This window comes from Streptomyces sp. NPDC051109 (assembly GCF_044455885.1).
Lineage (GTDB): Bacteria > Actinomycetota > Actinomycetes > Streptomycetales > Streptomycetaceae > Streptomyces.
The window spans coordinates 449,423-473,737 of record NZ_JBITFF010000003.1 but is presented as its reverse complement, the minus strand read 5'-3'; the positions used below and the strand labels follow the sequence as shown (position 1 = coordinate 473,737).

The following is a 24,315-nucleotide window of genomic DNA, read 5'->3' as shown; positions in this document are numbered from 1 at the left end:
CGGCGTGAGCGAGAACTGGCGCAAGGCAGGGTGGGCCGGCGCCGCGATCGGCGTGATAGCCGCAGGCGCGGCGGCCGGGGTCGCGGTCGAACGGATCACGGTCGGGCGCGGCATGCGCCGCAAGGCGCGCCTCGCGCTCGACGCCACCGGCGACTACGGCTCCCTGCGCGGGACGCCGGGAGCCTGCTACGCCGACGACGGCACCGAGCTCTACTACGAGGTCGACGAGCCGCCCGAGGGCCCCAAGAAGCGGGCCCTGATGCGCCGCAAGGAACCGGTCGCGCCGACCGTCGTGTTCTGCCACGGCTACTGCCTCGCCCAGGACTCCTGGCACTTCCAGCGCTCCGCCCTGCGCACTCTGGTCCGCTCCGTGTACTGGGACCAGCGCAGCCACGGCCGCAGCGCGCGCGGCTTCGCCCAGGCCGACGGCGAGCGCGTGACCATCGACCAGCTCGGCCGCGACCTGAAGACCGTCATCGACGCCGCCGCGCCCGAGGGGCCGGTGGTGCTGGTGGGCCACTCGATGGGCGGCATGACGATCATGGCGCTGGCCGAGCAGTTCCCCGAGCTGATCCGCGACCGGGTGGTCGGCGTGGCCCTGGTCGGCACGTCCAGCGGCCACCTCGACCAGGTCACGTACGGGCTGCCCTCGGTCGGCATGGGCGCCGTACGGCGGATCCTGCCGCCCGTGCTCAAGGTGCTCGGATCGCAGGTGGAGCTCGTGGAGAAGGGCCGCCGGGCCACCGCCGACCTCTTCGCGGGCATGATCAAGATGTACTCGTTCGGCGCCCCCCGCGAGGTGGACCCGGGCGTCGCGCGCTTCGCCGAGCGGCTCATCGAGGCCACCCCGATCGACGTGGTCGCCGAGTTCTACCCGGCCTTCCAGATCCACGACAAGAGCGCCTCCCTCCAGCGGTTCGCCGACATCCCCGTCACCGTCATCGCCGGCGCCCGCGACATGGTCACCCCCGCCGCGCACAGCCAGGCCATCAAGGACGCGCTGCCGGCCGCCGAGCTCGCGGTCCTGGAGTCCGCCGGGCACCTGATGATGCTGGAGTACCCCGACATGGTGACCGGGCTGCTGATCGACCTGCTGGCGCGCACCGGTGCGGTGCCCGCAGCGACTAACGTTGGCGGGCATGGAAGAAGTACCGCTGGAAGCGCCACGAGCACCGCACCGTCAGGCACCGCAGCAGGCAACTGAGACGGCCGGCGCCGAGGCGCGCATCACCGTCGACTCGCCCGAGGCCATGCAGGAGCTGGGCCGCACCCTCGCCGGCCTGCTCCGCCCAGGCGACCTCGTCCTGCTGACCGGGGAGCTCGGCGCGGGCAAGACCACGCTGACCCGGGGCCTGGGCGAGGGGCTGGGCGTACGGGGCGCCGTGACCTCGCCGACCTTCGTGATCGCCCGCGTCCACCCCTCGCTGAGCGGCGGGCCGGCGCTGGTCCACGTAGATGCGTACCGGCTGGGCGGCGGGCTGGACGAGATGGAGGACCTGGACCTCGACGTCTCACTGCCCGAGTCCGTGGTCGTCGTGGAGTGGGGCGACGGCAAGGTCGAGGAGCTCTCCGACGACCGGCTGCACGTGGTGATCGCGCGGGCGGTCGGCCACGAGGAGGTCCTCGACGACGTACGGGAGGTCTCGGTGCGCGGGATCGGGGCGCGCTGGTCCGCGCCGGGCGCACTGGCCGCGCTGTAGCCCGCGGCTGCGGGTGAGCTGCCGCGGGGGCCCCGTCCCCGGAAAACGTACCGACAACTCGTCGGCAAGATATTGCGCCGATGGAGGCCGACGTGGTGACATGGTACAGAGGGCTGGTTAGGTTTACCTAAGTACGGGCCGGCCCAAGCCAGGAGGAGCCATGTCCGCAGCAGGAGTGCAGCGCGACCCCCGCCCGTCCGTCGTGTCCATGGGGGCGCTGCTCGCCGCGGGCGCGGCAGCCACCGCCGTCTCGACGCCTCCCGTGCGGGAGGCCTCGGAAGCGCCCGGGGCCGACCCGGTCGACGTACGCGAACAGGCCGCCCCGGAGTCCGAGGCGGCCTGAGGAACCCGTGTGCCCTGCCCGGCGCCGTAGTCCGTACGGGTGAATCCGCGGCGGCGGCCGGCGCGCGGCGGTCAGGGAACGACGACGACCTTCGAGTTGATCGTCGCGAAGGCCCACATGGCATCGCCGTCGGCCCGCGTCATCCGGATGCCGCCGGTCTTCTTGCTCTGGTCGGGCTCCGGCATCTGGCCGTCCACCCGGGAGCTGAACCCGACCACGACCCCGTCCGCCGTGGCGAACCGCACGACGTGCTCGATCGGCACGCCGTCCGAGCCGGTGACCGCGCTGGAGCGCGAGTTCACCAGGTACGTGCCCGGCTTCGGGTGCGCCGTACTGGGCTTGACCGGGAACGACTTCGACTCCTGGCCGCTCTCGCTGACCAGCCACACCCGCTTCTGGCCCACCGAGTACACGACGCGCGAGCCGGTGCCCGATTCGGCCGGCACCGCCACCGGCTTCGCCTGCTCGGCCGCCTGCGCGGACGGGGCGGGGGAAGGGGCCGCGGGCGGCGCCGCCGCCTTCTGGGGATGCGCGGGCGCGGTCGCGGAGGCCTGGTAACCGAGGAAGCCGACGGCGGCGACCGCCGCCACGGTGAGCCCGGCCACGATTCCCGAGCTGCTGCGTGCCACCTTGCTCCACCTCTCCGTGCTTCCCCTGTGCCGGAGCGCCTGCCGGGCAGCGCCTGCGTGCCACGGGCCGGACTCGGCCGATACCTGGGTCGAAGGTAGCAGCCGGGGTGCCCCGGGACCGGCCGCTCGGGCCCGGCCCCCCGGAGTCGTAGGCTGTTCGCGTGCTCTTGCTCGCCGTAGATACCGCCACGCCCGCCGTCACCGTCGCCCTGCACGACGGCGAGTCCGTCCTCGCCGAGTCGAACCAGGTCGACGCCCGCCGCCACGGGGAGCTCCTGCTGCCCTCCGTCGACAAGGTCCTCGCCGAGGCCGGGCTGAAGCTCGACGCCCTGACCGGCATCGTCGTCGGCGTCGGCCCCGGCCCCTACACCGGGCTGCGCGTCGGCCTCGTGACCGCCTCCACCTTCGCCACCGTGCTCGGCATCCCCGTGCACGGCCTGTGCACCCTCGACGGGCTCGCGTACGCCGCGGGCGCCGCCGGGATCGAGGGCCCCTTCACCGTCGCCACCGACGCGCGGCGCAAGGAGGTCTACTGGGCCCGGTACGAGGACCCGCGCACGCGCGTCGGCGAGCCCGCCGTGGACCGCCCGGCCGACATCGCCGAGCGGGTCGCCGGGCTGCCCGCGGTGGGCCAGGGCGCGCTGCTGTACCCGGAGGTCTTCACGGACGCGCGGGCCCCCGAGCACCAGAGCGCCGGCGCGCTGGCCTCCCTGGCCGCGGAACGGCTCGCGGCCGGGCTGCCCTTCGAGAACGGCGAGGGCCTGCCCCCGACGCCGCTCTACCTGCGCCGGCCCGACGCGCAGGTGCCCAAGAACTACAAGGTGGTCACCCCGCAGTGACGGCACCGACAGCGGTTCTGCGCGAGATGCGCTGGTGGGACATCGAGCCGGTGCTGGAACTGGAGCACGAGCTCTTCCCCGAGGACGCCTGGTCCGCGGGCATGTTCTGGTCCGAGCTCGCCCACGCCCGCGGCCCGCGCGCCACCCGCCGCTACGTGGTCGCCGAAACCGTTTCCGACGGCGGCTCCCGCCGTATCGTCGGCTACGCCGGGCTGGCCGCCGCCGGTGACCTGGCCGACGTACAGACCATCGCGGCCGCGCGCGACCAGTGGGGGACCGGGCTCGGCGCCCGGCTCCTCACCGACCTGCTGCGCGCCGCCACCGCGTTCGAGTGCGCCGAGGTGCTGCTGGAGGTACGGGTGGACAACACCCGGGCCCAGAAGCTCTACGAGCGCTTCGGCTTCGAGCCGATCGGCTTCCGGCGGGGCTACTACCAGCCCGGCAACGTGGACGCGCTCGTGATGCGCCTGACCGACCCCGCACAAGCGACGACTGAAAGCACTGAGAGCAATGGCTGACGAACCGCTCGTCCTCGGCATCGAGACCTCCTGCGACGAGACCGGCGTCGGCGTGGTCCGCGGCACGACCCTGCTGGCCGACGCGATCGCATCCAGCGTCGACGAGCACGCCCGCTTCGGCGGCGTCGTGCCCGAGGTGGCCTCCCGGGCGCACCTGGAGGCGATGGTCCCGACCATCGAGCGCGCCCTGAAGGAGGCCGGGGTCAGTGCCCGGGACCTCGACGGCATCGCCGTCACAGCGGGCCCCGGCCTGGCGGGGGCCCTGCTGGTGGGCGTCTCGGCGGCCAAGGCGTACGCGTACGCGCTCGGCAAGCCGCTCTACGGGGTCAACCACCTGGCCTCGCACATCTGCGTGGACCAGCTGGAGCACGGCCCGCTGCCGGAGCCGACCATGGCGCTGCTGGTGTCCGGCGGGCACTCCTCGCTGCTGCTCGCCCCGGACATCACCTCCGACGTACGGCCGCTGGGCGCGACCATCGACGACGCGGCCGGCGAGGCCTTCGACAAGATCGCGCGCGTGCTGCAGCTGGGCTTCCCCGGCGGCCCGGTCATCGACCGGCTCGCCCGCGAGGGCGACCCGAAGGCGATCAACTTTCCGCGCGGGCTGACGGGGCCGCGCGACGCGGCGTACGACTTCTCCTTCTCCGGCCTCAAGACGGCGGTCGCCCGCTGGATCGAGGCGAAGCGGAACGCGGGCGAGGAGGTCCCGGTGCGCGACGTGGCGGCGTCCTTCCAGGAGGCCGTGGTGGACGTGCTGACCCGCAAGGCGATCCGCGCGTGCAAGGACGAGGGCGTCGACCACCTGATGATCGGCGGCGGCGTGGCGGCCAATTCCCGGCTGCGCTCGCTGGCGCAGGAGCGGTGCGACGATGCGGGGATCATCCTGCGGGTGCCGCGGCCGAAGCTGTGCACGGACAACGGCGCCATGGTGGCGGCGCTGGGCGCGGAGATGGTCAAGCGGAACCGGCCGGCCTCGGACTGGGACCTGTCGGCGGACTCCTCGCTGCCCGTGACGGACCCGCACGTGCCGGGCACCTCGCACGCGCACGCGGACTCCCACGGGCACGGGCACGGGCACTCCCACGACCACGACCACGTGCACGAGTTGAGCAAGGACAACCTGTACTGATGAGCACCGTCGCGCTGATGTGGGAGGCCCGCGCCGCCGCCGGGCGGGGCAACGAGCTGCTGGAGTGGGCCCGTTCGCAGGTTCTGGAGCGCGATCCGGTGCGCCGCGAGCTCCTGCGGGCCCCGCAGGACCGGGTGTTGGTGGTCACGTGGTGGGAGGCCGCCGAGGGAGTGGCGGCGGAACTGCCCGAACTCCCGGAGCCCGCAGCCGACCTGATCACCCGCCCGGTGCACCGCTGGCGGTTCGAATCGGTGGAGTCCAGCGGAACCTGACACGCGAGGCGTCCTCCAGCGACTCGTGAGCGGGACTCGCGCCCGCTGCCGTTATCGTCATGAGCATGCCTCGCCGTGACCTGCCGCCTCCACCGCCCCCGGCCCACTTGCGCGACTGGCTCGACGAGAACGCCATACGCGCCGACCGCGCCCGCTTCCTGAAGGAACTGGGCCGGCGCAGCCTGGGCCTGGGGCGGCTGCTGCTGCTCTGGGCCGTCGCCGCCGTCTTCGCGCTCGGCTGGTCCTTCGTCGCGATGGCCCTGATGTCCTTCGAGACGCCGGGCGACCCGCTCTCGTACGTCTTCGGCCTGATCTTCGGCCTGCTCGGCGCGGGCGTGCTGATCCCGGCGGGGTTCTGGTTCGCCCGGGGCGCCCGGCGGGACCGGCTGGTCCACCAGCTGCTGTGCGCCTGGGCCGAGTCGGACCGGGACCCGGCCGCCGACGCCCGGCTCCGGGCCCCGGGGCTGAGCCTGACCTGGCTGCTGACCTCCTTCGCGCTGGGCGCGCTCGGGCTGTACGTGACCTTCGGCTCGGCGGCGTCGGCCCGCCCGGGCGTCACCACGTACGGGGAGGTCACGTACTACATGGGCCTCGGCATGATCTTGTGGATCACCGGCCTGTTGGGCCTCGGCAAGGCCGGAGCGCACTACCGGTGGGCGGTGCGCGCCTTCCGCGGCGGTGCCGCGGCGCGCTGACGGGGGAGCCGGTCAGCGGTCCTGCGGCGCGGTGACGGGCGAGCCGATCAGCATCGACGGGGCGCCGGCGACCCGGGTCAGGAAGACGGTCGCGGAGTGCGGCCCCTGCGGCTTGACCTTCCTGCGCAGCTCCTCGGGCTCGATGGCCGAACCGCGCTTCTTGACGGTCAGGATGCCGACGCCGCGCTCGCGCAGCAGGGCCTTCAGCTTCTTGAGGCCGAACGGCAGCACGTCGGTGATCTCGTACGCGGTGGCGTACGGGGTCGCGCGCAGCTCGTCGGCGGTGACGTACGCGATGGTCGGGTCGATGAGCCGGCCTGCGAGCTGCTCGGCGACCTCGGCTACGAGGTGGGCGCGGATCACCGCGCCGTCGGGCTCGTAGAGGTAGCGGCCGACCGGCCCGGCCTCGGGGTCGGGCAGCGGATCGGCGGTGTGCAGGGTGCGCCGGCCCGGCAGCAGGGTGGCGCGTACGGTGCCGGGCGCGGTCCCGAACCACAGCACGGCCTCCTTCACGTCCCCCTGGTCCGAGATCCACTCCGCCTCGGCCTCCGGCGGCACGGCCTCGTGCGGGATCCCGGGGGCGACCTTGATGGCGGCGTACTCGGCCGTACGGGCGGCCTCGACGGCCCACGAGAGCGGCGGCGAGTAGCTCTCCGGGTCGAAGATCCGGCCGCGGCCGCCACGCCGGGCGGGGTCGAGGAAGACGGCGTCGTACCCGGAGGTGTCGATGTCGGTCACGTCCGCCTCGCGGACCTCGATGAGCTCCGCCAGCCCCAGGGCCTCGGCGTTGGCGCGGGCGACGGCGACGGTCAGCGGGTCGCGGTCCACGGCGAGGACGCGGATGCCGAGCCGGGCCAGGGCGAGGGCGTCCCCTCCGATGCCGCAGCACAGGTCCGCGACGCTGCGCACGCCGAGATCCGCGAGCCGTTCGGCGCGGTACGAGGCCACCGAGGCGCGGGTGGCCATCTCGCCGCCGCCGGTCGTGAAGTACATCCGGAACGCGTCCTCGGCCCCGAACTTCGCCACCGCGCGCTGCCGCAGCCGGGCCTGCCCGAGCGCGGCGGAGACCAGTGCGGCGGGGTGCTCGCGGCGCAGCCGGGTGGCGAGGGCGAGCTCCTGGGCCGGGTCGTGGTCGCGGAGCGAGTCGAGGAGGGTGCGGCCCTCCGGAGTGAGGAGCGCGGCGAAGTCTTCGGGGGTCACGCCTCCATTGTCGGCTCCCTCGCCGGCGGCAGGTGCGTGTGGGCCGGTCGGAGGAACGTGGCAGCGCGGCGCGAGGTGTCGTCCGGGAAGCGCGCGTGGCGGGTGCCAGGATGCGCTGCTATGCAGCTAGTCGGACAAAAGGAACATAAGACGCTTCATGGTCACCGGTCCGCGGCGGGTCCGCGCGGCCGCGTCGGGGTGGCACTGGCCGCACTGCTGGTCGCCGCCCTCGGAACGGGATGCGGCTCCGCCGCCGACTCCGCTCCCGCCCGCAAGGGCGGCAAGGCCGCGGACGCGCCCGCGGGCGCAGCGGGCGCGGTCGCGAACCCGGCCGAGCAGATGAAGGCCGCCCAGCAGGCCCGGATCGCCGCGGCGAAGAAGTGGAAGCTGGCCAAGCCGCCGCTGACCGCGCCGGCCGCGCCCCAGACGAAGCCGGAGATCACCACGCGCGAGGGCTTCGAGGTCGAGGGACAGGAAGACCTCCCGCCCGTCTTCACCACCGTCCCCACGGAGGACAAGGTCGTCTTCCTGACGATCGACGACGGCGCGGAGAAGGACCCCGAGTTCCTGAAGATGATGAAGGAGCTGAAGATCCCGTACACGGCGTTCCTCAGCGACTACCTCGTCCGCGACAACTACCCCTACTTCAAGGAGATGCAGGCCGCCGGCGTCTCCCTGAACAACCACACGCTCAACCACCGCTACATGCCGGCGCTCTCGTACGAGCAGCAGCACGAGGAGATCTGCGGGCAGCAGGACACCATCCAGAAGCAGTTCGGCAAACGGCCGACGCTGTTCCGGCCGCCGTACGGCAACTACAACGAGGACACGCTGCGCGCGGCCAAGTCCTGCGGCATCAAGGCGGTCCCGCTGTGGAACGCGGAGGCGTTCCCGAACCGCATGGACTGGCGGGAATGGGACCGGGACCTCCACCCTGGAGACATCATCCTGACTCACTTCCGAGGGCGGGAGGACTGGAAGGGTTCGATGCCTGACATGATCCGTCATGTCATGAAGACCGTCACGGACAAGGGGTACGCCGTGGCCCGCCTGGAGGACTACTTGTGAGGTACGCGCGCCGGTTCGTGGTCGGAACGCTGGCGGCCGGCGCGCTCGCGCTGTCCCTGACGGGGTGCGGGGACGCCGTGGACCCGGTCGAGAGGCTGGGCGGCAAGACTCCGGAGACGACGCAGCCGCCGACGGCGGCTGCGTCGCCGTCGCAGTCGCCCGGCATGCCGGGCGACGAGGCGTACAAGAAGTGGGGCCTGAAGGCCCCCCTCCAGTTCGCCCCGAAGCCGGCCCAGAAGCCCGCCATCGCCCCGGCCGCCCCGGGCAAGGCCCAGGTGGTGGACCGAATACCCGTCCCGGCCGGCGACAAGGTCGTCTTCCTGACCTTCGACGACGGCGCGGAGAAGGACCCCGAGTTCCTGAAGATGGCGGCCGACCTCAAGCTGCCGATCAGCATGTTCCTGACGGACAACATCGCCTCATCGGACTACGGGCACTTCGAGAAGCTCCGCGACAACGGCTCCGGCAGCACGATCAACAACCACACCCTGACGCACCCGAACCTCCGGACCCTGCCCTTCGCGGCGCAGAAGAAGGAGATATGCGGCCAGCAGGAACACCTGGAGAAGCGCTTCGGCACCAAGCCGGTCCGCTTCCGGCCGCCGTACGGCAACTACAACGACGACACCCTCAAGGCCGCCTCCGAATGCGGCATATCACAGGTGATCCTGTGGCGCGTGTCGATGCAGATCAACAACTTCCAGTACGCCGAGGGCTCCGCCCTCAAACCGGGCGACATCGTCCTGGCCCACTTCCGCGGCCCGTCCGAACTCAAGGGCTCGACGGAAATCCAGATGACCACCCGCATGCTCCAGCGCATCCAGGAGCAGGGCTACCGCATAGGCCGCCTGGAGGACTACCTGTAGTGCGGACGTGGGTCCGCGCTCAGGCTCGCGGGGGAGGCGGAGGGGCACGTCACGCCGTCCGGGCGGTCCGCGACCTGTGGGAGCGGGCCCGGCTCGTGGGCGGCCTCAAGGGCCGACGACGCCCTCGTGGCGCGGCGGCCCTCAGGGCGTCGGGATCAGAGGGGTGATGGTGGTTTCGGCCGGGCCCCGGGCGTCCGCCTCGCGTTGGCGTTCCGCGCTGTCGCTGATGCGGAGGAGCAGGGCGATCATGATCCAGTTGGCCAGGAGGGAGGAGCCCCCCTTCGCCAGGAAGGGCAGCGCCTTGCCGGTCAGCGGGATCAGGCCCGTCACCCCGCCCGCCACCACGAAGACCTGGAGCGCCAGCGCCGCCGACAGGCCCACGGCAAGCAGCTTCCCGAACGGGTCGCGGGCGCCCAGCGCCATCCGCAGCCCCCGCTGGACCAGCAGCGCGTACAGGATCAGCACCGCCATGACCCCGGCCAGCCCGAGCTCCTCGCCCACCGTGGTCAGGATGAAGTCGCTGCGCCCCGCGAAGCCGATCAGCTCCGGGTGCCCCATCCCCAGCCCCGTCCCCGACATGCCGCCCGTGCCGAAGCTGAACAGCGCCTGTGCGGACTGGTCCGAGACGACCCCCGGCGGCCGCTCCTTCCAGTAGTACGACAGCGGCTCCAGCCACGCGGCCACACGCCCCTTGACGTGCGGTTCAGTGGAGCCCACCACGAAGGCGCCGACCCCCGCCATGAGCAGGCCCGTCACGATCCAGCTGGTGCGCTCGGTGGCGACGTACAGCATCACCACGAACACACCGAAGAAGATCAGCGACGTACCCAGGTCCCGCTCGAACACCAGCACCAGCAGCGACACGATCCACACCGTGACGATCGGCCCGAGCTGGCGCATCGGAGGCAGCCGCATGCCCAGGAACTTCCGGCCGGTCAGGGCCAGCGAATCGCGGTGGATGACCAGGTAGCCCGCGAAGAAGATCGCGATCATGATCTTCACGAACTCGCCCGGCTGGAGCGAGAACCCGAACAGGATGATCCAGCGCTTCGCGCCGTACGTGTCCGCACCGAAGAACGCCGGCGCGATCAGCAGCACCAGCGCGACCGCCATCGTGATGTAGATGAACCGCTGCAGCAGCCGGTGGTCCCGCAGCAGCGCCACCACCGCCAGGCACGCGGCCACGCCGATGACCGTCCACTGCAGCTGCCCCGGCGCGTTCGCGTCGCCGCCGTACCGCGCGATGTACGACTGGTCCAGCCGGTGCAGCAGCACCAGCCCCAGCCCCGACAGCAGCATGGCGAGCGGGAAGACCAGCGGATCCGCGTACGCCGCGAACCGGCGCACGCCCAGGTGGCCCACCAGCGCCAGCAGCGTCATGCTGATCGTGAAGCCGGTCAGGTTGGCGGGCAGTTCGCCGTTCATCGCCAGGCCGGCGCTCGCGTGCCCGAAGACGGTGAGGGCGACGACGAAGACGAGGAGCAGCGCCTCGGTGCGGCGGCGCGAGCCGGCCGTCGTGAGCGGTCTCAGTCCACGCACGGTATGCCGCCACCGTCGATGGAGGGGGCGGCGGCGGAACCGCCCGCTCCCGCTCCCGCCGAGGGGGCGGCGGCAGCCGGTCCCGGAGGCGCCCCCGGTGCGCCGCTCGGGCTCGGAGCGGCCGCAGAGGCGGAAGCCCCCGGTCCGATCTGCTCGGCAATGAGGCGCTTTATCTTCATATCGTCTACGACGTTTATGTCCTCGCCATGGTTCCTTCCGAACCGCTCGACGGGCAGTGTCGTGAACGCCACCTTGCCGCCGGACAGGTTCTTCGCCTGCTTCACGAACGACATCAGGTCCCAGCCCGCGTCCGTCACCACGTCCTGTTTCGCGGTGTCGACCAGCTTCATCAGTTTGGCCGGATCGGTGAAGGTCCCGGCCGAGTTCAGCTTCTGCGCGGCACCCGCCAGGAAGGCCTGCTGCCGCCTCGTCCGGTCCAGATCGCCCATGTCCAGGCCGTGCCGCTGGCGTACGAAGGCCAGGGACTGCTGACCGTTCAGGCTCTGTCGGCCCGCCGGGAAGTCGGCGCCCGAGTACTTGTCCCGCACCGGCTTCTTCAGGCACACCGGCACGCCGTCCAGCGCCTGGGCGAGGTGGTAGAAACCGGCCAGGTTGAGTTCGGCGAAGTGATCGACCGGGACGCCCAGGAAGTTCCGTACCGTCTCGATCTGTACCTTGCGGCCGGCCTCCCGCCCCTCGCGCTCCAGCCGGCGCCGGTCCTTGACGCCCTGGGCCGAGAGCCGCTCCTCCTCCTCGGCCTTCGCCAGTCCGTACGCCTTCTTGATCTTGTCCTTGCCGTGTCCCGGTATGTCGACGAAGTCGTCGCGCGGGACCGAGAAGGCCTTCGCCCGGCTGCCGTCGCCGGGCACGTGGAGCAGGATCAGCGTGTTCGCGTTGTAGCCGCCGATGTCGGAGCTGCCGGCGTGCAGTTTGTCGAGGACCTCCTCCGGCAGTTTCTCGCCGTTCTGGTCGCGGCGGCTGTCCAGGCCCATCAGCAGGATGTTGGTGTCGCCGTACTTCGACTTCTCGGCGCCCTCCAGGGCCTTGGAGCTGCCGATGCTGCCGGCGAGGTCCCGGTACACGTACCAGGCGCCGGCGGCGGCCATGACGGCCAGCGCGCAGACGGCGACGAGCAGGGTACGGGCGATGCGGAACCGGCGTGGCCGGGGGCGGCGGGGCCGGCGGGCGGGATGGCTGGTCTTCCTCCGGTGCGCGCTCATGCCAGTCGATGGTGGGGGACGGGTGCTGAAGGAGTCCTGAGAGTCCTGAAGGGACGTTCAGAACGCCCAGGACCCGCAGGGCCCTCGTCGCCCTCGGCGCTCTGGGGGGCGGGGCGGGGCCGGGGCCGCCCCGCCGGGCGGCACGCGCAGCACGAAGCGGATGCCGCCGCCGGCCGTCGACGGCAGCGCACGGGCCTCCCCTCCGTGCGCGCGGGCGATCTCGCGGACGATGGCCAGGCCGAGACCCGTACCGCCGCCCGCGCGGCCGCGGTCCGGGTCCAGGCGGACGAACCGCTCGAAGACCCGGTCGCGGTCCTCCACCGGGATGCCGGGGCCGTCGTCCTCGACCTCCAGCACCGCCCAGCCGCCCCCGCCGGGGTCCGCCGGCTCGGTGGCCGCCCGTACGACGACCCCCGTACGGGCGTGCCGCAGCGCGTTGTCCACCAGGTTGGCCAGCGCCCGCTCCAGCCGCGCCGGATCCCCGGCCGCCGGTACGGGCACCTGCGCCTCCAGCCGGAGCGGAACCCGGGGGGCCGGCCGCCGGGCCAGGTCCTCCGCGGCCAGCAGCGCCAGGTCGACCGGCTCGGTCCGGGGGCGCGGTACGGGGCCGCCGTCGAGGCGGGCGAGCAGCAGCAGGTCCGCCGCGATGCGCTGGAGCCGCTCGGTGTCGGCCAGTGCGGCCGCGACCGACTCCCGGTCGGGGCGGCCCTGGGCCAGCGCCACCTCCAGCCGGGAACGGACTGCGGCCAGCGGATTGCGCAGTTCGTGCGAGGCGTCCGCGGTGAACTGCCGCTGCCGGGCGTCGGACCGCTCCAGCCGGTCGAGCGTGTCGTTGACGGTCCGGGCCAGCCGGGCGATCTCGTCCGCCCCGCCGGGATCCGGAACGCGACGGTCCAGCTCGCTGGCGGTGACCGCCGCGAGTCCGGTCCGGATCGCGGTGACGGGGCGCAGGGCGTGCCCCGTCACCCACCAGGCGAGGGCCGCCGCGAAGCCGATCAGCGGGGGTGCGCCGGCCAGCAGGCCGAGGGCGATGGCGCGGGTCGCGTCGTCCACGTCGCCGAGCACGGTGACGGCGTACACCTCGTGCCCGCCCGGCGCATCGAGCGCGACCGCAGCGCGCCGCTCCGCGCCGGGGCGCGCGGGCGGGAGCACGGCGGAGCGGGAGTCCTCGCCGGATGCGCCGGATGCGCCGCGCCCGGGCGGTCGCAGGCCGCCGAGGCCGGGATCGTCCCGGAGGTCCCCGGTGGAGGCGACGATCCGCCCCTGGGCGTCCCGTACGAGGACCAGGTCCACCCCGCCCTCGGGCGCGGGCAGCCGCCCGCCGGGCGCGGGCCCGCCGGGGGAAGCCTGGCCGTCGAGCTGGGCTGCGACCTTGCGGGCGGCGAGCTCGGTGCGGCCGGTGGTGTTGTCGAGGAGGTTGGCCCGCAGCAGGGTGTGGAGCCACAGCCCGCCGGCGCCCAGGACCGCGGCCATGGCGAGCGCGGCGGCCAGCGCCGCCCGCCGCCGGAGCGGCCCCCGGCTCGTTCTAGCCACCGTCGGGAGCCATGCGGTAGCCGGTGCCGTGCACGGTGAGGATCGAGCGGCGGCCGAAGGGGGCGTCGACCTTCTTGCGCAGGGAGGACACGTACACCTCGACGATGTTGGGGTCGATGGCGTGCGGGGTGTCCCACACCTGGTCGAGGATGTCCTGCTTGGCGACGGCCCGGCCGGGCTGTTCCATCAGGCAGGCGAGTACGCCGAGTTCGCGGGCGGTGAGCTCGATGTCGTGCGTACCGCGGCGGCAGCGGCGGCCGGCGGGTTCGAGGACGAGGTCGCCGGCCTGGAGGGTGTGGTGGGGGTCGGCGGCCCCGGCGGCTCCGGCCGTCCGGCGGGCGAGGGCGCGGAGCCGGGCGGCCAGGACCACGAACGAGAAGGGCTTGGTGAGGTAGTCGTCGGCGCCGGAGTCGAGGCCCTCGGCCTCGTCGTACTCGCCGTCCTTGGCGGTCAGCATCAGGACGGGCGTGGGGTCGCCGTCGGCCCGCAGGCGGGCGCAGATCTCGTAGCCGCTGAGGCCGGGCAGCATCAGGTCGAGCAGGACGGCGTCGTACGAGCCGGTCCGGGCGAGGTCCAGCCCGCGGTGGCCGTCGTGGGCGAGGTCGACCCAGTGCCCGTCGGCGGAAAGGCCGCGCCGCAGCGACTCGGCGAGGCCTTCTTCGTCTTCGACCACGAGAATGCGCACGCCCCAAGCGTCACATACCGCCCACCTCGGGCGCCCGGCCCGGCCCCGGGGGTGCCCTGATCCGGACCATCCAGCGGAGCGTGTTGGCACTCCGCTTGACCGAGTGCTAATCGCCGGAATAGTCTCGCACCTGGCACTCGCCACCGGTGAGTGCCAACACAGCGACGGGCAGGTCCGGCACCCGCGACGACGGATCCACCTGGTCGCCACCTCAGACAGTTAGCCCCGTGAGATCTCCGAAGGGGGAGGTCGGATCGTGACGACCACCAGCTCCAAGGTTGCCATCAAGCCGCTTGAGGACCGCATTGTGGTCCAGCCGCTCGACGCCGAGCAGACCACGGCTTCCGGCCTGGTCATCCCGGACACCGCGAAGGAGAAGCCCCAGGAGGGCGTCGTCCTCGCCGTGGGCCCGGGCCGCTTCGAGGACGGCCAGCGTCTCCCGCTGGACGTCAGCGTCGGCGACATCGTGCTGTACAGCAAGTACGGCGGCACCGAAGTGAAGTACAGCGGCGAGGAGTACCTCGTCCTCTCGGCTCGCGACGTGCTCGCGATCATCGAGAAGTAATTCACCGAAGCATTGCTTTGAGCTGCGCCCCTGGTCACCCCGCTGATTGCCGGGCGGCAAGGGGCGCAGTTCGTTAAACCCGAGTTTTCGAGAGGGCTGAACCGCTCCCATGGCGAAGATCCTGAAGTTCGACGAGGACGCCCGTCGCGCCCTCGAGCGCGGCGTCAACAAGCTGGCCGACACGGTGAAGGTGACGATCGGCCCCAAGGGCCGCAACGTCGTCATCGACAAGAAGTTCGGCGCCCCCACCATCACCAACGACGGTGTCACCATCGCCCGCGAGGTCGAGCTGGACGACCCGTACGAGAACCTGGGCGCGCAGCTGGTGAAGGAGGTGGCGACCAAGACCAACGACATCGCGGGCGACGGCACCACCACCGCCACCGTGCTGGCCCAGGCGCTGGTCCGCGAGGGCCTGCGCAACGTCGCCGCCGGCGCCTCCCCGGCCGCCCTGAAGAAGGGCATCGACGCCGCGGTCAAGGCCGTGTCCGAGGAGCTCCTCGCGACCGCCCGCCCGATCGAGGACAAGTCCGACATCGCCGCCGTGGCCGCGCTCTCCGCGCAGGACCAGCAGGTCGGCGAGCTCATCGCCGAGGCGATGGACAAGGTCGGCAAGGACGGTGTCATCACCGTCGAGGAGTCCAACGCCTTCGGCCTGGAGCTGGAGTTCACCGAGGGCATGGCCTTCGACAAGGGCTACCTCTCGCCGTACATGGTGACCGACCAGGAGCGTATGGAGGCCGTCCTCGACGACCCGTACATCCTGATCAACCAGGGCAAGATCTCCTCCATCCAGGACCTCCTGCCGCTGCTTGAGAAGGTCATCCAGGCCGGCGCCTCGAAGCCGCTGCTGATCATCGCCGAGGACGTCGAGGGCGAGGCGCTCTCCACCCTCGTCGTCAACAAGATCCGCGGCACCTTCAACGCGGTCGCCGTCAAGGCCCCCGGCTTCGGCGACCGTCGCAAGGCGATGCTCCAGGACATGGCCACCCTCACCGGTGCCACCGTCATCGCCGAAGAGGTCGGCCTCAAGCTCGACCAGGCCGGTCTGGACGTCCTCGGTTCCGCGCGCCGCGTGACCATCTCCAAGGACGACACGACCATCGTCGACGGTGGCGGCAGCCACGACGAGGTCCTCGGCCGCGTCAACCAGATCAAGGCCGAGATCGAGTCCACGGACTCGGACTGGGACCGCGAGAAGCTGCAGGAGCGCCTGGCGAAGCTCGCCGGCGGCGTCTGCGTCATCAAGGTCGGCGCCGCCACCGAGGTGGAGCTCAAGGAGAAGAAGCACCGCCTTGAGGACGCCATCTCGGCGACCCGCGCCGCGGTCGAGGAGGGCATCGTCTCCGGCGGTGGCTCCGCGCTCGTCCACGCCGTGAAGGTGCTGGAGGGCAACCTGGGCCTGACCGGCGACGAGGGCACGGGTGTCGCGGTCGTCCGCCGCGCCGCCGTCGAGCCGCTGCGCTGGATCGCCGAGAACGCCGGCCTTGAGGGTTACGTCATCACCTCGAAGGTCGCCGAGCTCGACAAGGGCCAGGGCTTCAACGCCGCCACCGGCGAGTACGGCGACCTGGTCAAGGCCGGCGTCATCGACCCGGTCAAGGTCACCCGCTCCGCGCTGGAGAACGCCGCTTCCATCGCCTCCCTGCTGCTCACGACCGAGACCCTGGTCGTCGAGAAGCCGGCCGAGGACGAGGGCGACGCCGGTCACGGCCACGGTCACGGCCACAGCCACTGACCCCGGTCGCGCGGCTGGACAGCTGAATAGCTGAAAGGGCCCCGGTCGCCCCGCCTTCACGGCGGCGGTGACCGGGGCCCTTCCCGTGACCGGAAACCGGAAACCGGAAACCGGTGAACGGTGAACGGTGAACTACATCGCGCCCAGTTCCCTCATCAGGCGCATGGCGTCGTAGTGCCACCAGCCTTCCTTGATCATTCCGTCCTCGCAGCGGAAGACCGTCGTGCCGGTCATCGTGCATTCCTTGCCGGTCGGGGCGATGCCCATGAACTCGCCCTTGTGCTTGCCGTTCCAGGTCCACAGTGTGGTGACGTGGTCGTCCTGCGCCATCTGGGCGTCCCGCGTGAAGGTGAAGTCGAAGGCGCTGCGCCACGCCTGCACGTCCTCGCGGATGCCGTCGCGGCCGACCTTGACCTCGGGCCGGCTGATGTCGTGGTCCCGGTAGTCCACCGCGAAGATCTCGTCCACGACGGACATGTCGCCCTTCACGGCGACCTCGTCGAACATGCGGTTCGCGAGCAGCGTGTTGAGGTGCTCGTCGCGGACGACGTCCAGGTTGGTGAACCGGGGCATCCCGTCGCAGAGGGCCATCATCTCCTGGAACATCGTGTCCGTCTCGGGGAGGTGAGAGTTCTTCATGGCCGCTTCGTACGACGGGAATTCGACGATGTCGAGGAAGTGGGAGTCGGATTCCCGGTCCCGGCCCACCACCGAGTGGGACACGGTGCGCTTGCCCTTCGTCTTCGCCAGGTACCGGTCGATGACCTCGTTGACGGCCTCGGGCCTACTGGTCTCATAATCGACTATTTGTACGAATGTCATGGCGTGCTCCCGCGCTGGATGGGACACGTCCAGTTTAGGGAGATTTCACCCGGTCGGCCGGTTTCAGGACCGGCCTACCCGCGAGTCGCCGGGGTTACTGCGGGCCGTACTTGCGGCCCGTCCGGGAGGACACCCCGCCCAGCAGCCCGCGCGGCGTCAGCTTCACCAGGCCCATCAGCGCCTTGTACCGCGGATCCGGGATCGAGACCGTCTTGCCGCGCGCCAGGTCGTCCAGGGCCGCCGCCACCAGCTTGTCCGCGTCCAGCCACATCCAGTTGGGGATGTTGTCGGTGCCCATGCCGGCGCGCTGGTGGAACTCGGTGCGGACGAAGCCGGGGCACAGGGCCATCAGCCGTACGCCCGATCCGGACAGGTCCCGCGCCGCGCCCTGCGTGAACTGCACGACCCAGGCCTTGCTCGCCCCGTACGTGCCGCGCGGCACGAACGCCGCCACCGAGGCCACGTTGACGACGCCGCCGCGGCCGCGCGAGCGCATCGACTCGGTGGCCGCCGAGGTCAGCCGCAGGACGGCCTCGACGTGCACCTTCAGCATGGTCAGCTCGTCGGCCATGGAGACCTCGAGGTAGCGCCCCTTGTTGCCGAAGCCCGCGTTGTTGACCAGCAGGTCCACCGGGTGCGTACGGTCGCCGAGGCGGTGCTCGACGGCCGCGATGCCCTCGTCGGCGGACAGGTCGGCGGCCAGCACCTCGGCCTCGATGCCGTGCCGGTCGTGCAGCTCGGTGGCCTGCTCGCCGAGCCGCTTCGTGTCGCGGGCCACCAGCACGAGGTTGTGGCCCTGGGCGGCGAGCCGCCGGGCGAATGCGGCGCCGATGCCCGCCGTGGATCCAGTAATCAACGCAGTCGTCATAGGCGCAACCTAGCCGCCCACGGCGACAGCTCAAGAGGAGCCCGCCGGGCGGTACCCCTTCGTGACGCACGGCGCCGCGCGTCGTCGCTTCCCGCTGCGGAACCGCTACTTCCGGCTACGAACAGCCGCTTTGACCTCCGCATTCGGCCCCTTGGGCCCGCCCGCGCCGCTACTCCGGTACTACTGCCCGTACTTCTCCACGTGGGCGAGGGCCGTCTCGTGCCACTCCGGCGCCATGGCCGAACCCGCCGCCAGGGTGCGCGCGAGCAGCGACCGCTCGGTGGTGAACGCCCGGAACCACAGCCCCACCGTCACGTCGTGGTCCGGCCGTCGGACGATCTCGACGGCGTCGCCGGGGGAGACCGGACCCTCCTGGATCACGCGCAGGTACGCACCCGGCCGCGCGGCCCGCGTGTACCGCTTGACCCAGCCCCGCTCGCCGAGCGCGCCCTGGAAGGTGCGGCACGGGATGCGGGCCGAGGCCACTTCGAGGACGAGCCCGCCCGTGCCGACCCGCCAGCGCTCGCCGAGCAGTGCGCCCGTCAGGTCCAGGCCGGAGGTGGTGAGGTTCTCGCCGAACAGCCCGGCGGGCAGTTCGCGGTCCAGCTCGCCCTCCCACCAGTCGAGGTCCTCGCGCGCGTAGGCGTAGACGGCCTGGTGGTCCCCGCCGTGGTGGCGCAGGTCGCAGACGTCGTCGCCCCTGAGGCCGCCGGCGCCGATGCCCTTGGGCCCGGGAGGGGACACGTGGACCGGGCCGGGGACGGGGTGCTTGCCGATACCGGTCAGCCCGCCCGGTGCGTCGGTGTGGTCGACGGCCGTCGCGCGGCCGAGGTTCACGGAGACGACGCGCAGGGTGGCGGCGGGCGCGCCGGAGGTGCCGGAGGCGCCGGGAGCAGTGAGGGCCATGAGGGCCACCGTAGTCCAGCAACCTCAAAGGGTCACGAGAATATTCGCGCTGCGCTCAAAGCAGGGCTTATGCTCGAAGGATGATCGAGGCACGTCATCTCCGGGTGCTGCGCGCCGTCGCCGGCACCGGGTCCTTCTCCGCCGCCGCCCGCGAGCTCGGCTGCACCCAGCCCGCCGTCTCCCAGCAGATGAAGGCGCTGGAGCAGTCGGCCGGCACCCCGCTGCTCGTCCGGGCCGGCCGCGAGATGCGACTGACCCAGGCCGGTACGGCCCTGGTCCGGCACGCCGCCGGCATCCTCGCCGGGCTGACCGCCGCCGAGGAGGAGGTCGCGGCCATCGCCGGGCTGCGTGCGGGCCGGGTCCGGCTGGTGTCCTTCCCCAGCGGGAGCTCCACGCTGGTGCCGACGGCGCTGGCCGCGATGCGCGCAGAGCACCCCGGCACCCGGATCTCGCTGGTCGAGGCGGAGCCGCCGCGGTCGGTGGAGATGTTGCGCGAGGGCGACTGCGATCTGGCGCTGGCCTTCCGGTACGCCTCGGCCTCCCCCTCGGCCGGCGGCCCGGCCGCCGAGGGCGAGTGGGAGGACCTCGTGGTGCGGCCCCTGCTCACGGACCGGCTCGTCGGGCTGGTTCCGGAGGGGCACCGGCTGGCGGGGGCCGAGCGGGTGGGCATGGCGGAACTGGCCGATGAGCCCTGGATCGCGGGCTGTCCGCGCTGCCGCCGCCATCTGGTGGAGGTGTGCGAGGAGGTGGGCTTCACCCCGCGCATCGACTTCGCGACCGACGACTACCCGGCCGTGGTCGGCCTGGTCGCCGCGGGGCTGGGCGTCGCCGTACTGCCGGAGCTGGCGGTGGAGTCCGTACGGGCCAAGGGCGTGAGCACGCTGGCCGTGGAGCCGGCGGTGGAGCGGGAGGTCGTGGCGCTGACCCTGCCCGACCTGGCGCGCGTCCCGGCCGTGGCGGCGACCCTCGCCGAACTGGAGCGGGCCGCCACGCGCTGACCGTACGGCGGTACGGCCAATCGCGTGACGTTCCGGTTCGCGTACGGGTTGAGGAAACGTTCCTTCGTGCGTTTCGGCGAACCCCGGATCAGTGCGGCGGAAGGGGTCCGATCGTGCTCGATGCGGGGATCAGGCGATGGCGCGCGCGTCCCATCAGCTCTTCGCGCTCATCCTCGGTGAGGCCGCCCCACACTCCGTAGGGCTCGCGGACGGCCAGTGCGTGCGCGGCGCATTCCGAGCGCACCGGGCATCTCATGCAGACCTCTTTAGCCGAGGCCTCGCGCGCACTCCTGGCCGCGCCCCGCTCGCCTTCCGGGTGGAAGAAGAGGGAGCTGTCGACCCCCCGGCAGGCGGCCAGCAGCTGCCAGTCCCAGAGGTCGGCGTTCGGTCCGGGGAGGCGGGAGAAATCTGCCATGGGTAGTCCTCTTGGTGCCGGTACTGAGACGGATACGGTCCAAGTCTCCACACCTACTGTCGTAGTAGATGTAAATATGACTCATTGGGAATCTAGCCTCAGACACGTGCCAAAAGGAAGAAAAGCCGCCAAATAGGGCATAGCTCCAGATGGAGGACACGCGGAGAGTGGCATCCGCGTCGTGTTCGCTTCCTCACGTAGAGTGCCGAAGGTGTCCGTCCAACCCGTAACTCTTTCGAGTGACCATCGTTGAGAGTGCGAAGGCGGTTGAACCAAGAAGTTCCCGGACAGGTGTCCGAGGGCATCGACCGCACAGGTGACGATACGTACCAGCCTGGAGGCTCAAGGTGACGCGCATCAGCAGCTGCGGAGGGCGGGCATGACATCCGTCCTCGTCTGCGACGACTCCCCGCTTGCCCGAGAGGCGCTCCGTCGCGCGGTTGCCACCGTGCCCGGCGTCGAGCGTGTGACGACGGCTGCCAACGGCGAGGAAGTCCTCCGCCGCTGGGGTGCCGACCGCTCCGACCTGATTCTGATGGATGTACGGATGCCGGGGCTGGGCGGTGTGGAGACGGTGCGCCGGCTGCTCTCGGCCGATCCGGGCGCCCGCATCATCATGCTGACGGTCGCCGAGGACCTGGACGGGGTGGCCCTCGCGGTCGCCGCCGGCGCCCGGGGATACCTGCACAAAGACGCCTCGCGCGCCGAACTGCGGGCCACGGTCACCCAGGCCCTCGCCGACCCGACCTGGCGACTGGCACCGCGCCGGCTCCGCTCGGCCGAGATGGGCGCCGCGCCCACGCTCACCGCGCGCGAGATCCAGGTGCTGGAGGGCATGAGCCATGGCCGGTCCAACGCGGAGATCGGGCGCGAGCTCTTCCTCTCCGAGGACACGGTCAAGACGCACGCCCGCCGGTTGTTCAAGAAGCTCGGCGCCTCGGACCGGGCGCACGCCGTGGCGCTCGGGTTCCGCTGGGGCCTGGTCCGCTGACCGCGAGACCGCAGGCCGGATGCTGAGAGCGGTCCCGTCCGCCACCGGCGGGCGGGGCGGCACGCCGAGCGCCCGGGCTGTGGGTCCGCCCGCGTGCCCGCCCGCGCGTCCCGCCGCCTTCGGCGGTGCGCGGCCGCCCCCGGCCACCCCTGCGCGCGCCCGTCGTGAGCTCGTCCGTTCCCGTCCCGCCGTACCCGGTGCGCACCCGGGGATGGGCGGGGCACAATCGGGGGACGTGTCGCTTCGCGCGCGATGCCGCATGCTTGAGGTGTGGCGCATTTTCTGGGATGGGGCCTCGGGGAGTATTCGGTCGAGCGGGAGGGGAGGGCGCAGTGACGAGCTCAGGCGCACCCGCTCATAACGCTTCGACGCACAACACGGGCCGTGGTGCCGCGAATGCTCCGGCGCCAAGGCACCATGGATTGATGCGCGACGACGAGGCCCAGGGGTCACCCACGGCCACAGGCTCCACCGGCGCCGCCAGAGGCGGCAGCGCGGGGCCCGTCAGCGCGCTCGTACGACGGGCGGTCGAGGGTGACGAGCAGGCGACGCACGATCTGCTCGCCTTCGTGCACCCGCTGGCCATCCGCTACTGCAGAACCCGGCTCTCGCGGCTCCCCGGCGACGCCCGCCACTTCGTGGAGGACCTCGCACAGGAGGTCTGCGTCGCCGTCCTGATGGCGCTGCCGCGCTACCGGGACACCGGCCGGCCCTTCGAGGCCTTCGTCTTCGCCATCGCCGCGCACAAGGTCGCCGACCTGCAGCGGGCCGCCATGCGGCATCCGGGCAGCACGGCCGTGCCCTCCGACGAGATGCCGGAGCGGCCGGACGACTCGCTCGGTCCGGAGGAGCGGGCGCTGCTGAGCAGCGACGCCGCCTGGGCCAAGAAGCTGCTGGCCAACCTCCCGGAGAACCAGCGCGAGCTCCTCGTACTGCGGGTGGCGGTCGGCCTGACGGCCGAGGAGACCGGGCAGATGCTCGGGATGTCCCCCGGTGCGGTGCGGGTGGCGCAGCACCGCGCGCTCAGCCGGCTGCGCGCGCTCGCCGAGCAGTAGATCCCCGCATCCTCGTAGGAACAGACGAAACTTCTGCTTGACCTTGGTCGTGGAATGAGACGCGTCGGGATCCCGTTAGCATGGACATCCGCGCTGAGCAAGACCATTTGGGAAGGTGTCATGACCGCCGACGGAGTGCCCGACAAATTCGCCACGCTCGGACTGACCTACGACGACGTCCTGCTGCTGCCGGGCGCGTCGGACATGGCGCCCGACGAGATCGACACCTCTTCCCTCATCTCGCGCAACGTCCGAGTGAACGTGCCGCTGCTGTCCGCCGCCATGGACAAGGTCACCGAGGCCCGCATGGCCATCGCGATGGCCCGCCAGGGCGGCGTCGGCGTACTGCACCGCAACCTGTCCATCGCCGACCAGGCCAACCAGGTCGACCTGGTCAAGCGCTCCGAGTCCGGCATGGTCACCGACCCGATCACGGTGCACCCCGACGCGACGCTCCGCGAGGCCGACCAGCTCTGCGCCAAGTTCCGCATCTCCGGCGTCCCGGTCACCGACTCCGCGGGCAAGCTGCTCGGCATCGTCACCAACCGCGACATGGCCTTCGAGTCGGACCGCAGCCGCCAGGTGCGCGAGGTCATGACCCCGATGCCGCTGGTCACGGGCAAGGTCGGCATCTCCGGCGTGGACGCCATGGAGCTGCTGCGCCGCCACAAGATCGAGAAGCTGCCGCTGGTCGACGACGCGGGGATCCTCAAGGGCCTCATCACGGTCAAGGACTTCGTCAAGGCCGAGAAGTACCCGAACGCCGCCAAGGACAAGGACGGCCGCCTCCTGGTCGGCGCCGCGGTCGGCGTCGCCGGCGACGCGTACGACCGCGCCCAGGCCCTGATCGAGGCGGGCGCCGACTTCATCGTCGTCGACACCGCCCACGGCCACTCCCGGCTCGTCGGCGACATGGTCGCCAAGATCAAGTCGAACTCCTCCGTCGACGTCATCGGCGGCAACGTCGCCACCCGCGACGGCGCCCAGGCGCTGATCGACGCCGGCTGCGACGGCATCAAGGTCGGCGTCGGCCCCGGCTCCATCTGCACCACCCGCGTCGTCGCCGGCATCGGCGTCCCGCAGGTCACGGCCATCTACGAGGCCGCGCTCGCCGCGAAGGCGGCCGGCGTCCCGGTCATCGGCGACGGCGGCCTGCAGTACTCCGGCGACATCGCCAAGGCGCTCGTCGCGGGCGCCGACACGGTGATGCTCGGCTCGCTCCTCGCGGGCTGCGAGGAGTCCCCGGGCGAGCTGCTCTTCATCAACGGCAAGCAGTTCAAGTCGTACCGCGGCATGGGCTCGCTCGGCGCGATGCAGTCCCGCGGCGACCAGCGCTCCTTCTCCAAGGACCGCTACTTCCAGGAGGGCGTGGGCGGCGACGACAAGCTCATCCCCGAGGGCATCGAGGGCCAGGTCCCGTACCGCGGCCCGCTCTCCGCGGTCGTGCACCAGCTCGTCGGCGGCCTGCGCCAGTCGATGTTCTACGTCGGCGGCCGCACGGTGCCGGAGCTCCAGGACCGCGGCCGCTTCGTCCGCATCACGTCGGCGGGCCTCAAGGAGAGCCACCCGCACGACATCCAGATGACCGTCGAGGCGCCGAACTACAGCCGCAAGGGCTGAACCGACAGCGCGTGAAGGGGGCGGGTCCGGCCGGACCCGCCCCCTTGTCGTTGCGTCCGTACAGCGGTCACCGGAACGCGGGGCGCCGGGGTTCGGGGATA

The 24,315-nt window shown here is 71.8% G+C and carries 26 protein-coding genes; 16 read left to right on the top strand and 10 right to left on the bottom strand.

The window, feature by feature from the left end:
• Window positions 1-4: 4 nt before the first annotated feature.
• The 3 genes from ACIBAD_RS07955 (at window position 5) to ACIBAD_RS07945 (ending at window position 2,043) form a co-directional block, all read left to right on the top strand.
• Window positions 5-1,204 (top strand): alpha/beta fold hydrolase, encoded by a 1,200-nt coding sequence (locus ACIBAD_RS07955; RefSeq protein WP_134072005.1) that lies wholly within the window; start codon window positions 5-7, stop codon window positions 1,202-1,204.
• Entirely contained in the window at window positions 1,140-1,700 is a 561-nt protein-coding gene (gene tsaE, locus ACIBAD_RS07950; RefSeq protein ID WP_398905266.1) for a tRNA (adenosine(37)-N6)-threonylcarbamoyltransferase complex ATPase subunit type 1 TsaE, read from the top strand. The genes ACIBAD_RS07955 and tsaE overlap by 65 nt, the downstream gene beginning before the upstream one ends.
• Before the next feature lie 160 nt (window positions 1,701-1,860).
• A complete protein-coding gene (locus tag ACIBAD_RS07945) occupies window positions 1,861-2,043 on the top strand; it encodes a hypothetical protein (protein ID WP_398905264.1) in 183 nt (60 codons plus the stop codon).
• Between the two features lie 71 nt (window positions 2,044-2,114).
• Here ACIBAD_RS07945 and ACIBAD_RS07940 read toward each other — a convergent pair whose 3' ends face one another.
• On the bottom strand, window positions 2,115-2,672 hold the full coding sequence (locus ACIBAD_RS07940; protein ID WP_134072001.1) for a hypothetical protein: 558 nt from the start codon (window positions 2,670-2,672) through the stop codon (window positions 2,115-2,117).
• Between the two features lie 161 nt (window positions 2,673-2,833).
• On the opposite strand from ACIBAD_RS07940, the gene tsaB reads away from it, so the two are divergent.
• The 5 genes from tsaB to ACIBAD_RS07915 all read left to right on the top strand — a co-directional run bounded on the left by tsaB (window position 2,834) and on the right by ACIBAD_RS07915 (window position 6,125).
• Complete coding sequence (gene tsaB, locus ACIBAD_RS07935; protein ID WP_134071999.1) at window positions 2,834-3,511, top strand: tRNA (adenosine(37)-N6)-threonylcarbamoyltransferase complex dimerization subunit type 1 TsaB; 678 nt, start codon at window positions 2,834-2,836, stop codon at window positions 3,509-3,511.
• Entirely contained in the window at window positions 3,508-4,029 is a 522-nt protein-coding gene (rimI, locus tag ACIBAD_RS07930; protein WP_398905261.1) for a ribosomal protein S18-alanine N-acetyltransferase, read from the top strand. The genes tsaB and rimI overlap by 4 nt, the downstream gene beginning before the upstream one ends.
• Complete coding sequence (gene tsaD, locus ACIBAD_RS07925) at window positions 4,022-5,158, top strand: tRNA (adenosine(37)-N6)-threonylcarbamoyltransferase complex transferase subunit TsaD (protein WP_398905259.1); 1,137 nt, start codon at window positions 4,022-4,024, stop codon at window positions 5,156-5,158. The genes rimI and tsaD overlap by 8 nt, the downstream gene beginning before the upstream one ends.
• Window positions 5,158-5,430: a hypothetical protein gene (locus ACIBAD_RS07920; protein WP_398905257.1), complete on the top strand. Its 273-nt coding sequence runs from the start codon at window positions 5,158-5,160 to the stop codon at window positions 5,428-5,430. The genes tsaD and ACIBAD_RS07920 overlap by 1 nt, the downstream gene beginning before the upstream one ends.
• A 65-nt stretch (window positions 5,431-5,495) precedes the next feature.
• The gene (locus ACIBAD_RS07915) at window positions 5,496-6,125 is read left to right on the top strand and encodes a hypothetical protein (protein ID WP_398905255.1); all 630 of its coding nucleotides are present in this window, start codon (window positions 5,496-5,498) and stop codon (window positions 6,123-6,125) included.
• Window positions 6,126-6,137: 12 nt separating this feature from the next.
• Here the strand turns inward: ACIBAD_RS07915 and ACIBAD_RS07910 are convergent, their stop codons facing one another.
• Window positions 6,138-7,325, bottom strand: coding sequence for a methyltransferase domain-containing protein (locus tag ACIBAD_RS07910; RefSeq protein ID WP_398905253.1), 1,188 nt, complete (start codon window positions 7,323-7,325; stop codon window positions 6,138-6,140).
• 120 nt (window positions 7,326-7,445) lie between these two features.
• Here ACIBAD_RS07910 and ACIBAD_RS07905 point away from each other — a divergent pair, with 120 nt between their 5' ends.
• Both ACIBAD_RS07905 and ACIBAD_RS07900 read left to right on the top strand, forming a co-directional pair.
• Complete coding sequence (locus ACIBAD_RS07905; protein WP_134071985.1) at window positions 7,446-8,393, top strand: polysaccharide deacetylase family protein; 948 nt, start codon at window positions 7,446-7,448, stop codon at window positions 8,391-8,393.
• Complete coding sequence (locus ACIBAD_RS07900; protein ID WP_398905251.1) at window positions 8,390-9,259, top strand: polysaccharide deacetylase family protein; 870 nt, start codon at window positions 8,390-8,392, stop codon at window positions 9,257-9,259. The genes ACIBAD_RS07905 and ACIBAD_RS07900 overlap by 4 nt, the downstream gene beginning before the upstream one ends.
• Window positions 9,260-9,400: 141 nt before the next feature.
• Here the strand turns inward: ACIBAD_RS07900 and ACIBAD_RS07895 are convergent, their stop codons facing one another.
• The 4 genes from ACIBAD_RS07895 to ACIBAD_RS07880 are packed head-to-tail and all read right to left on the bottom strand — an operon-like array spanning window position 9,401 to window position 14,236.
• Window positions 9,401-10,798 carry an FtsW/RodA/SpoVE family cell cycle protein gene (locus ACIBAD_RS07895; protein WP_134071983.1) on the bottom strand — a complete coding sequence of 466 codons (1,398 nt, stop codon included), beginning with the start codon at window positions 10,796-10,798 and terminating at the stop codon, window positions 9,401-9,403.
• Entirely contained in the window at window positions 10,786-12,018 is a 1,233-nt protein-coding gene (locus tag ACIBAD_RS07890) for an LCP family protein (RefSeq protein WP_398905248.1), read from the bottom strand. Before ACIBAD_RS07890 ends, ACIBAD_RS07895 begins: the two co-directional genes overlap by 13 nt.
• Window positions 12,019-12,075: 57 nt before the next feature.
• Window positions 12,076-13,551: a sensor histidine kinase gene (locus ACIBAD_RS07885; protein ID WP_398905246.1), complete on the bottom strand. Its 1,476-nt coding sequence runs from the start codon at window positions 13,549-13,551 to the stop codon at window positions 12,076-12,078.
• A complete protein-coding gene (locus ACIBAD_RS07880; RefSeq protein ID WP_398905244.1) occupies window positions 13,544-14,236 on the bottom strand; it encodes a response regulator transcription factor in 693 nt (230 codons plus the stop codon). Before ACIBAD_RS07880 ends, ACIBAD_RS07885 begins: the two co-directional genes overlap by 8 nt.
• Before the next feature lie 256 nt (window positions 14,237-14,492).
• Here ACIBAD_RS07880 and groES point away from each other — a divergent pair, with 256 nt between their 5' ends.
• Together groES and groL are read left to right on the top strand one after the other, a co-directional pair.
• Window positions 14,493-14,801, top strand: a complete 309-nt coding sequence (gene groES / locus ACIBAD_RS07875; protein WP_030154760.1) for a co-chaperone GroES — start codon at window positions 14,493-14,495, stop codon at window positions 14,799-14,801.
• Between the two features lie 109 nt (window positions 14,802-14,910).
• Window positions 14,911-16,539 (top strand): chaperonin GroEL, encoded by a 1,629-nt coding sequence (groL, locus tag ACIBAD_RS07870; RefSeq protein WP_134071979.1) that lies wholly within the window; start codon window positions 14,911-14,913, stop codon window positions 16,537-16,539.
• A gap of 132 nt (window positions 16,540-16,671) precedes the next feature.
• On the opposite strand, the gene ACIBAD_RS07865 is transcribed toward groL, so the two are convergent.
• The 3 genes from ACIBAD_RS07865 to ACIBAD_RS07855 all read right to left on the bottom strand — a co-directional run bounded on the left by ACIBAD_RS07865 (window position 16,672) and on the right by ACIBAD_RS07855 (window position 19,081).
• A complete protein-coding gene (locus tag ACIBAD_RS07865) occupies window positions 16,672-17,361 on the bottom strand; it encodes an ester cyclase (protein WP_134071977.1) in 690 nt (229 codons plus the stop codon).
• A gap of 94 nt (window positions 17,362-17,455) precedes the next feature.
• Entirely contained in the window at window positions 17,456-18,229 is a 774-nt protein-coding gene (locus ACIBAD_RS07860) for an SDR family oxidoreductase (RefSeq protein WP_134071975.1), read from the bottom strand.
• A 180-nt stretch (window positions 18,230-18,409) separates the two neighbouring features.
• Window positions 18,410-19,081 (bottom strand): MOSC domain-containing protein, encoded by a 672-nt coding sequence (locus tag ACIBAD_RS07855; RefSeq protein ID WP_398905439.1) that lies wholly within the window; start codon window positions 19,079-19,081, stop codon window positions 18,410-18,412.
• Between the two features lie 134 nt (window positions 19,082-19,215).
• Between ACIBAD_RS07855 and ACIBAD_RS07850 the strand changes: the two genes are divergently transcribed.
• Window positions 19,216-20,133, top strand: coding sequence for a LysR family transcriptional regulator (locus ACIBAD_RS07850; RefSeq protein ID WP_134071973.1), 918 nt, complete (start codon window positions 19,216-19,218; stop codon window positions 20,131-20,133).
• 88 nt (window positions 20,134-20,221) lie between these two features.
• Here ACIBAD_RS07850 and ACIBAD_RS07845 read toward each other — a convergent pair whose 3' ends face one another.
• Window positions 20,222-20,548: a WhiB family transcriptional regulator gene (locus ACIBAD_RS07845; protein WP_030864318.1), complete on the bottom strand. Its 327-nt coding sequence runs from the start codon at window positions 20,546-20,548 to the stop codon at window positions 20,222-20,224.
• 379 nt (window positions 20,549-20,927) lie between these two features.
• Here ACIBAD_RS07845 and ACIBAD_RS07840 point away from each other — a divergent pair, with 379 nt between their 5' ends.
• The 3 genes from ACIBAD_RS07840 to guaB all read left to right on the top strand — a co-directional run bounded on the left by ACIBAD_RS07840 (window position 20,928) and on the right by guaB (window position 24,214).
• The gene (locus tag ACIBAD_RS07840) at window positions 20,928-21,539 is read left to right on the top strand and encodes a response regulator transcription factor (RefSeq protein WP_003948568.1); all 612 of its coding nucleotides are present in this window, start codon (window positions 20,928-20,930) and stop codon (window positions 21,537-21,539) included.
• A gap of 425 nt (window positions 21,540-21,964) precedes the next feature.
• Window positions 21,965-22,594, top strand: coding sequence for a sigma-70 family RNA polymerase sigma factor (locus tag ACIBAD_RS07835; RefSeq protein ID WP_134071971.1), 630 nt, complete (start codon window positions 21,965-21,967; stop codon window positions 22,592-22,594).
• A 120-nt stretch (window positions 22,595-22,714) separates the two neighbouring features.
• A complete protein-coding gene (gene guaB, locus ACIBAD_RS07830) occupies window positions 22,715-24,214 on the top strand; it encodes an IMP dehydrogenase (RefSeq protein ID WP_134071969.1) in 1,500 nt (499 codons plus the stop codon).
• Window positions 24,215-24,315 lie beyond the last annotated feature (101 nt).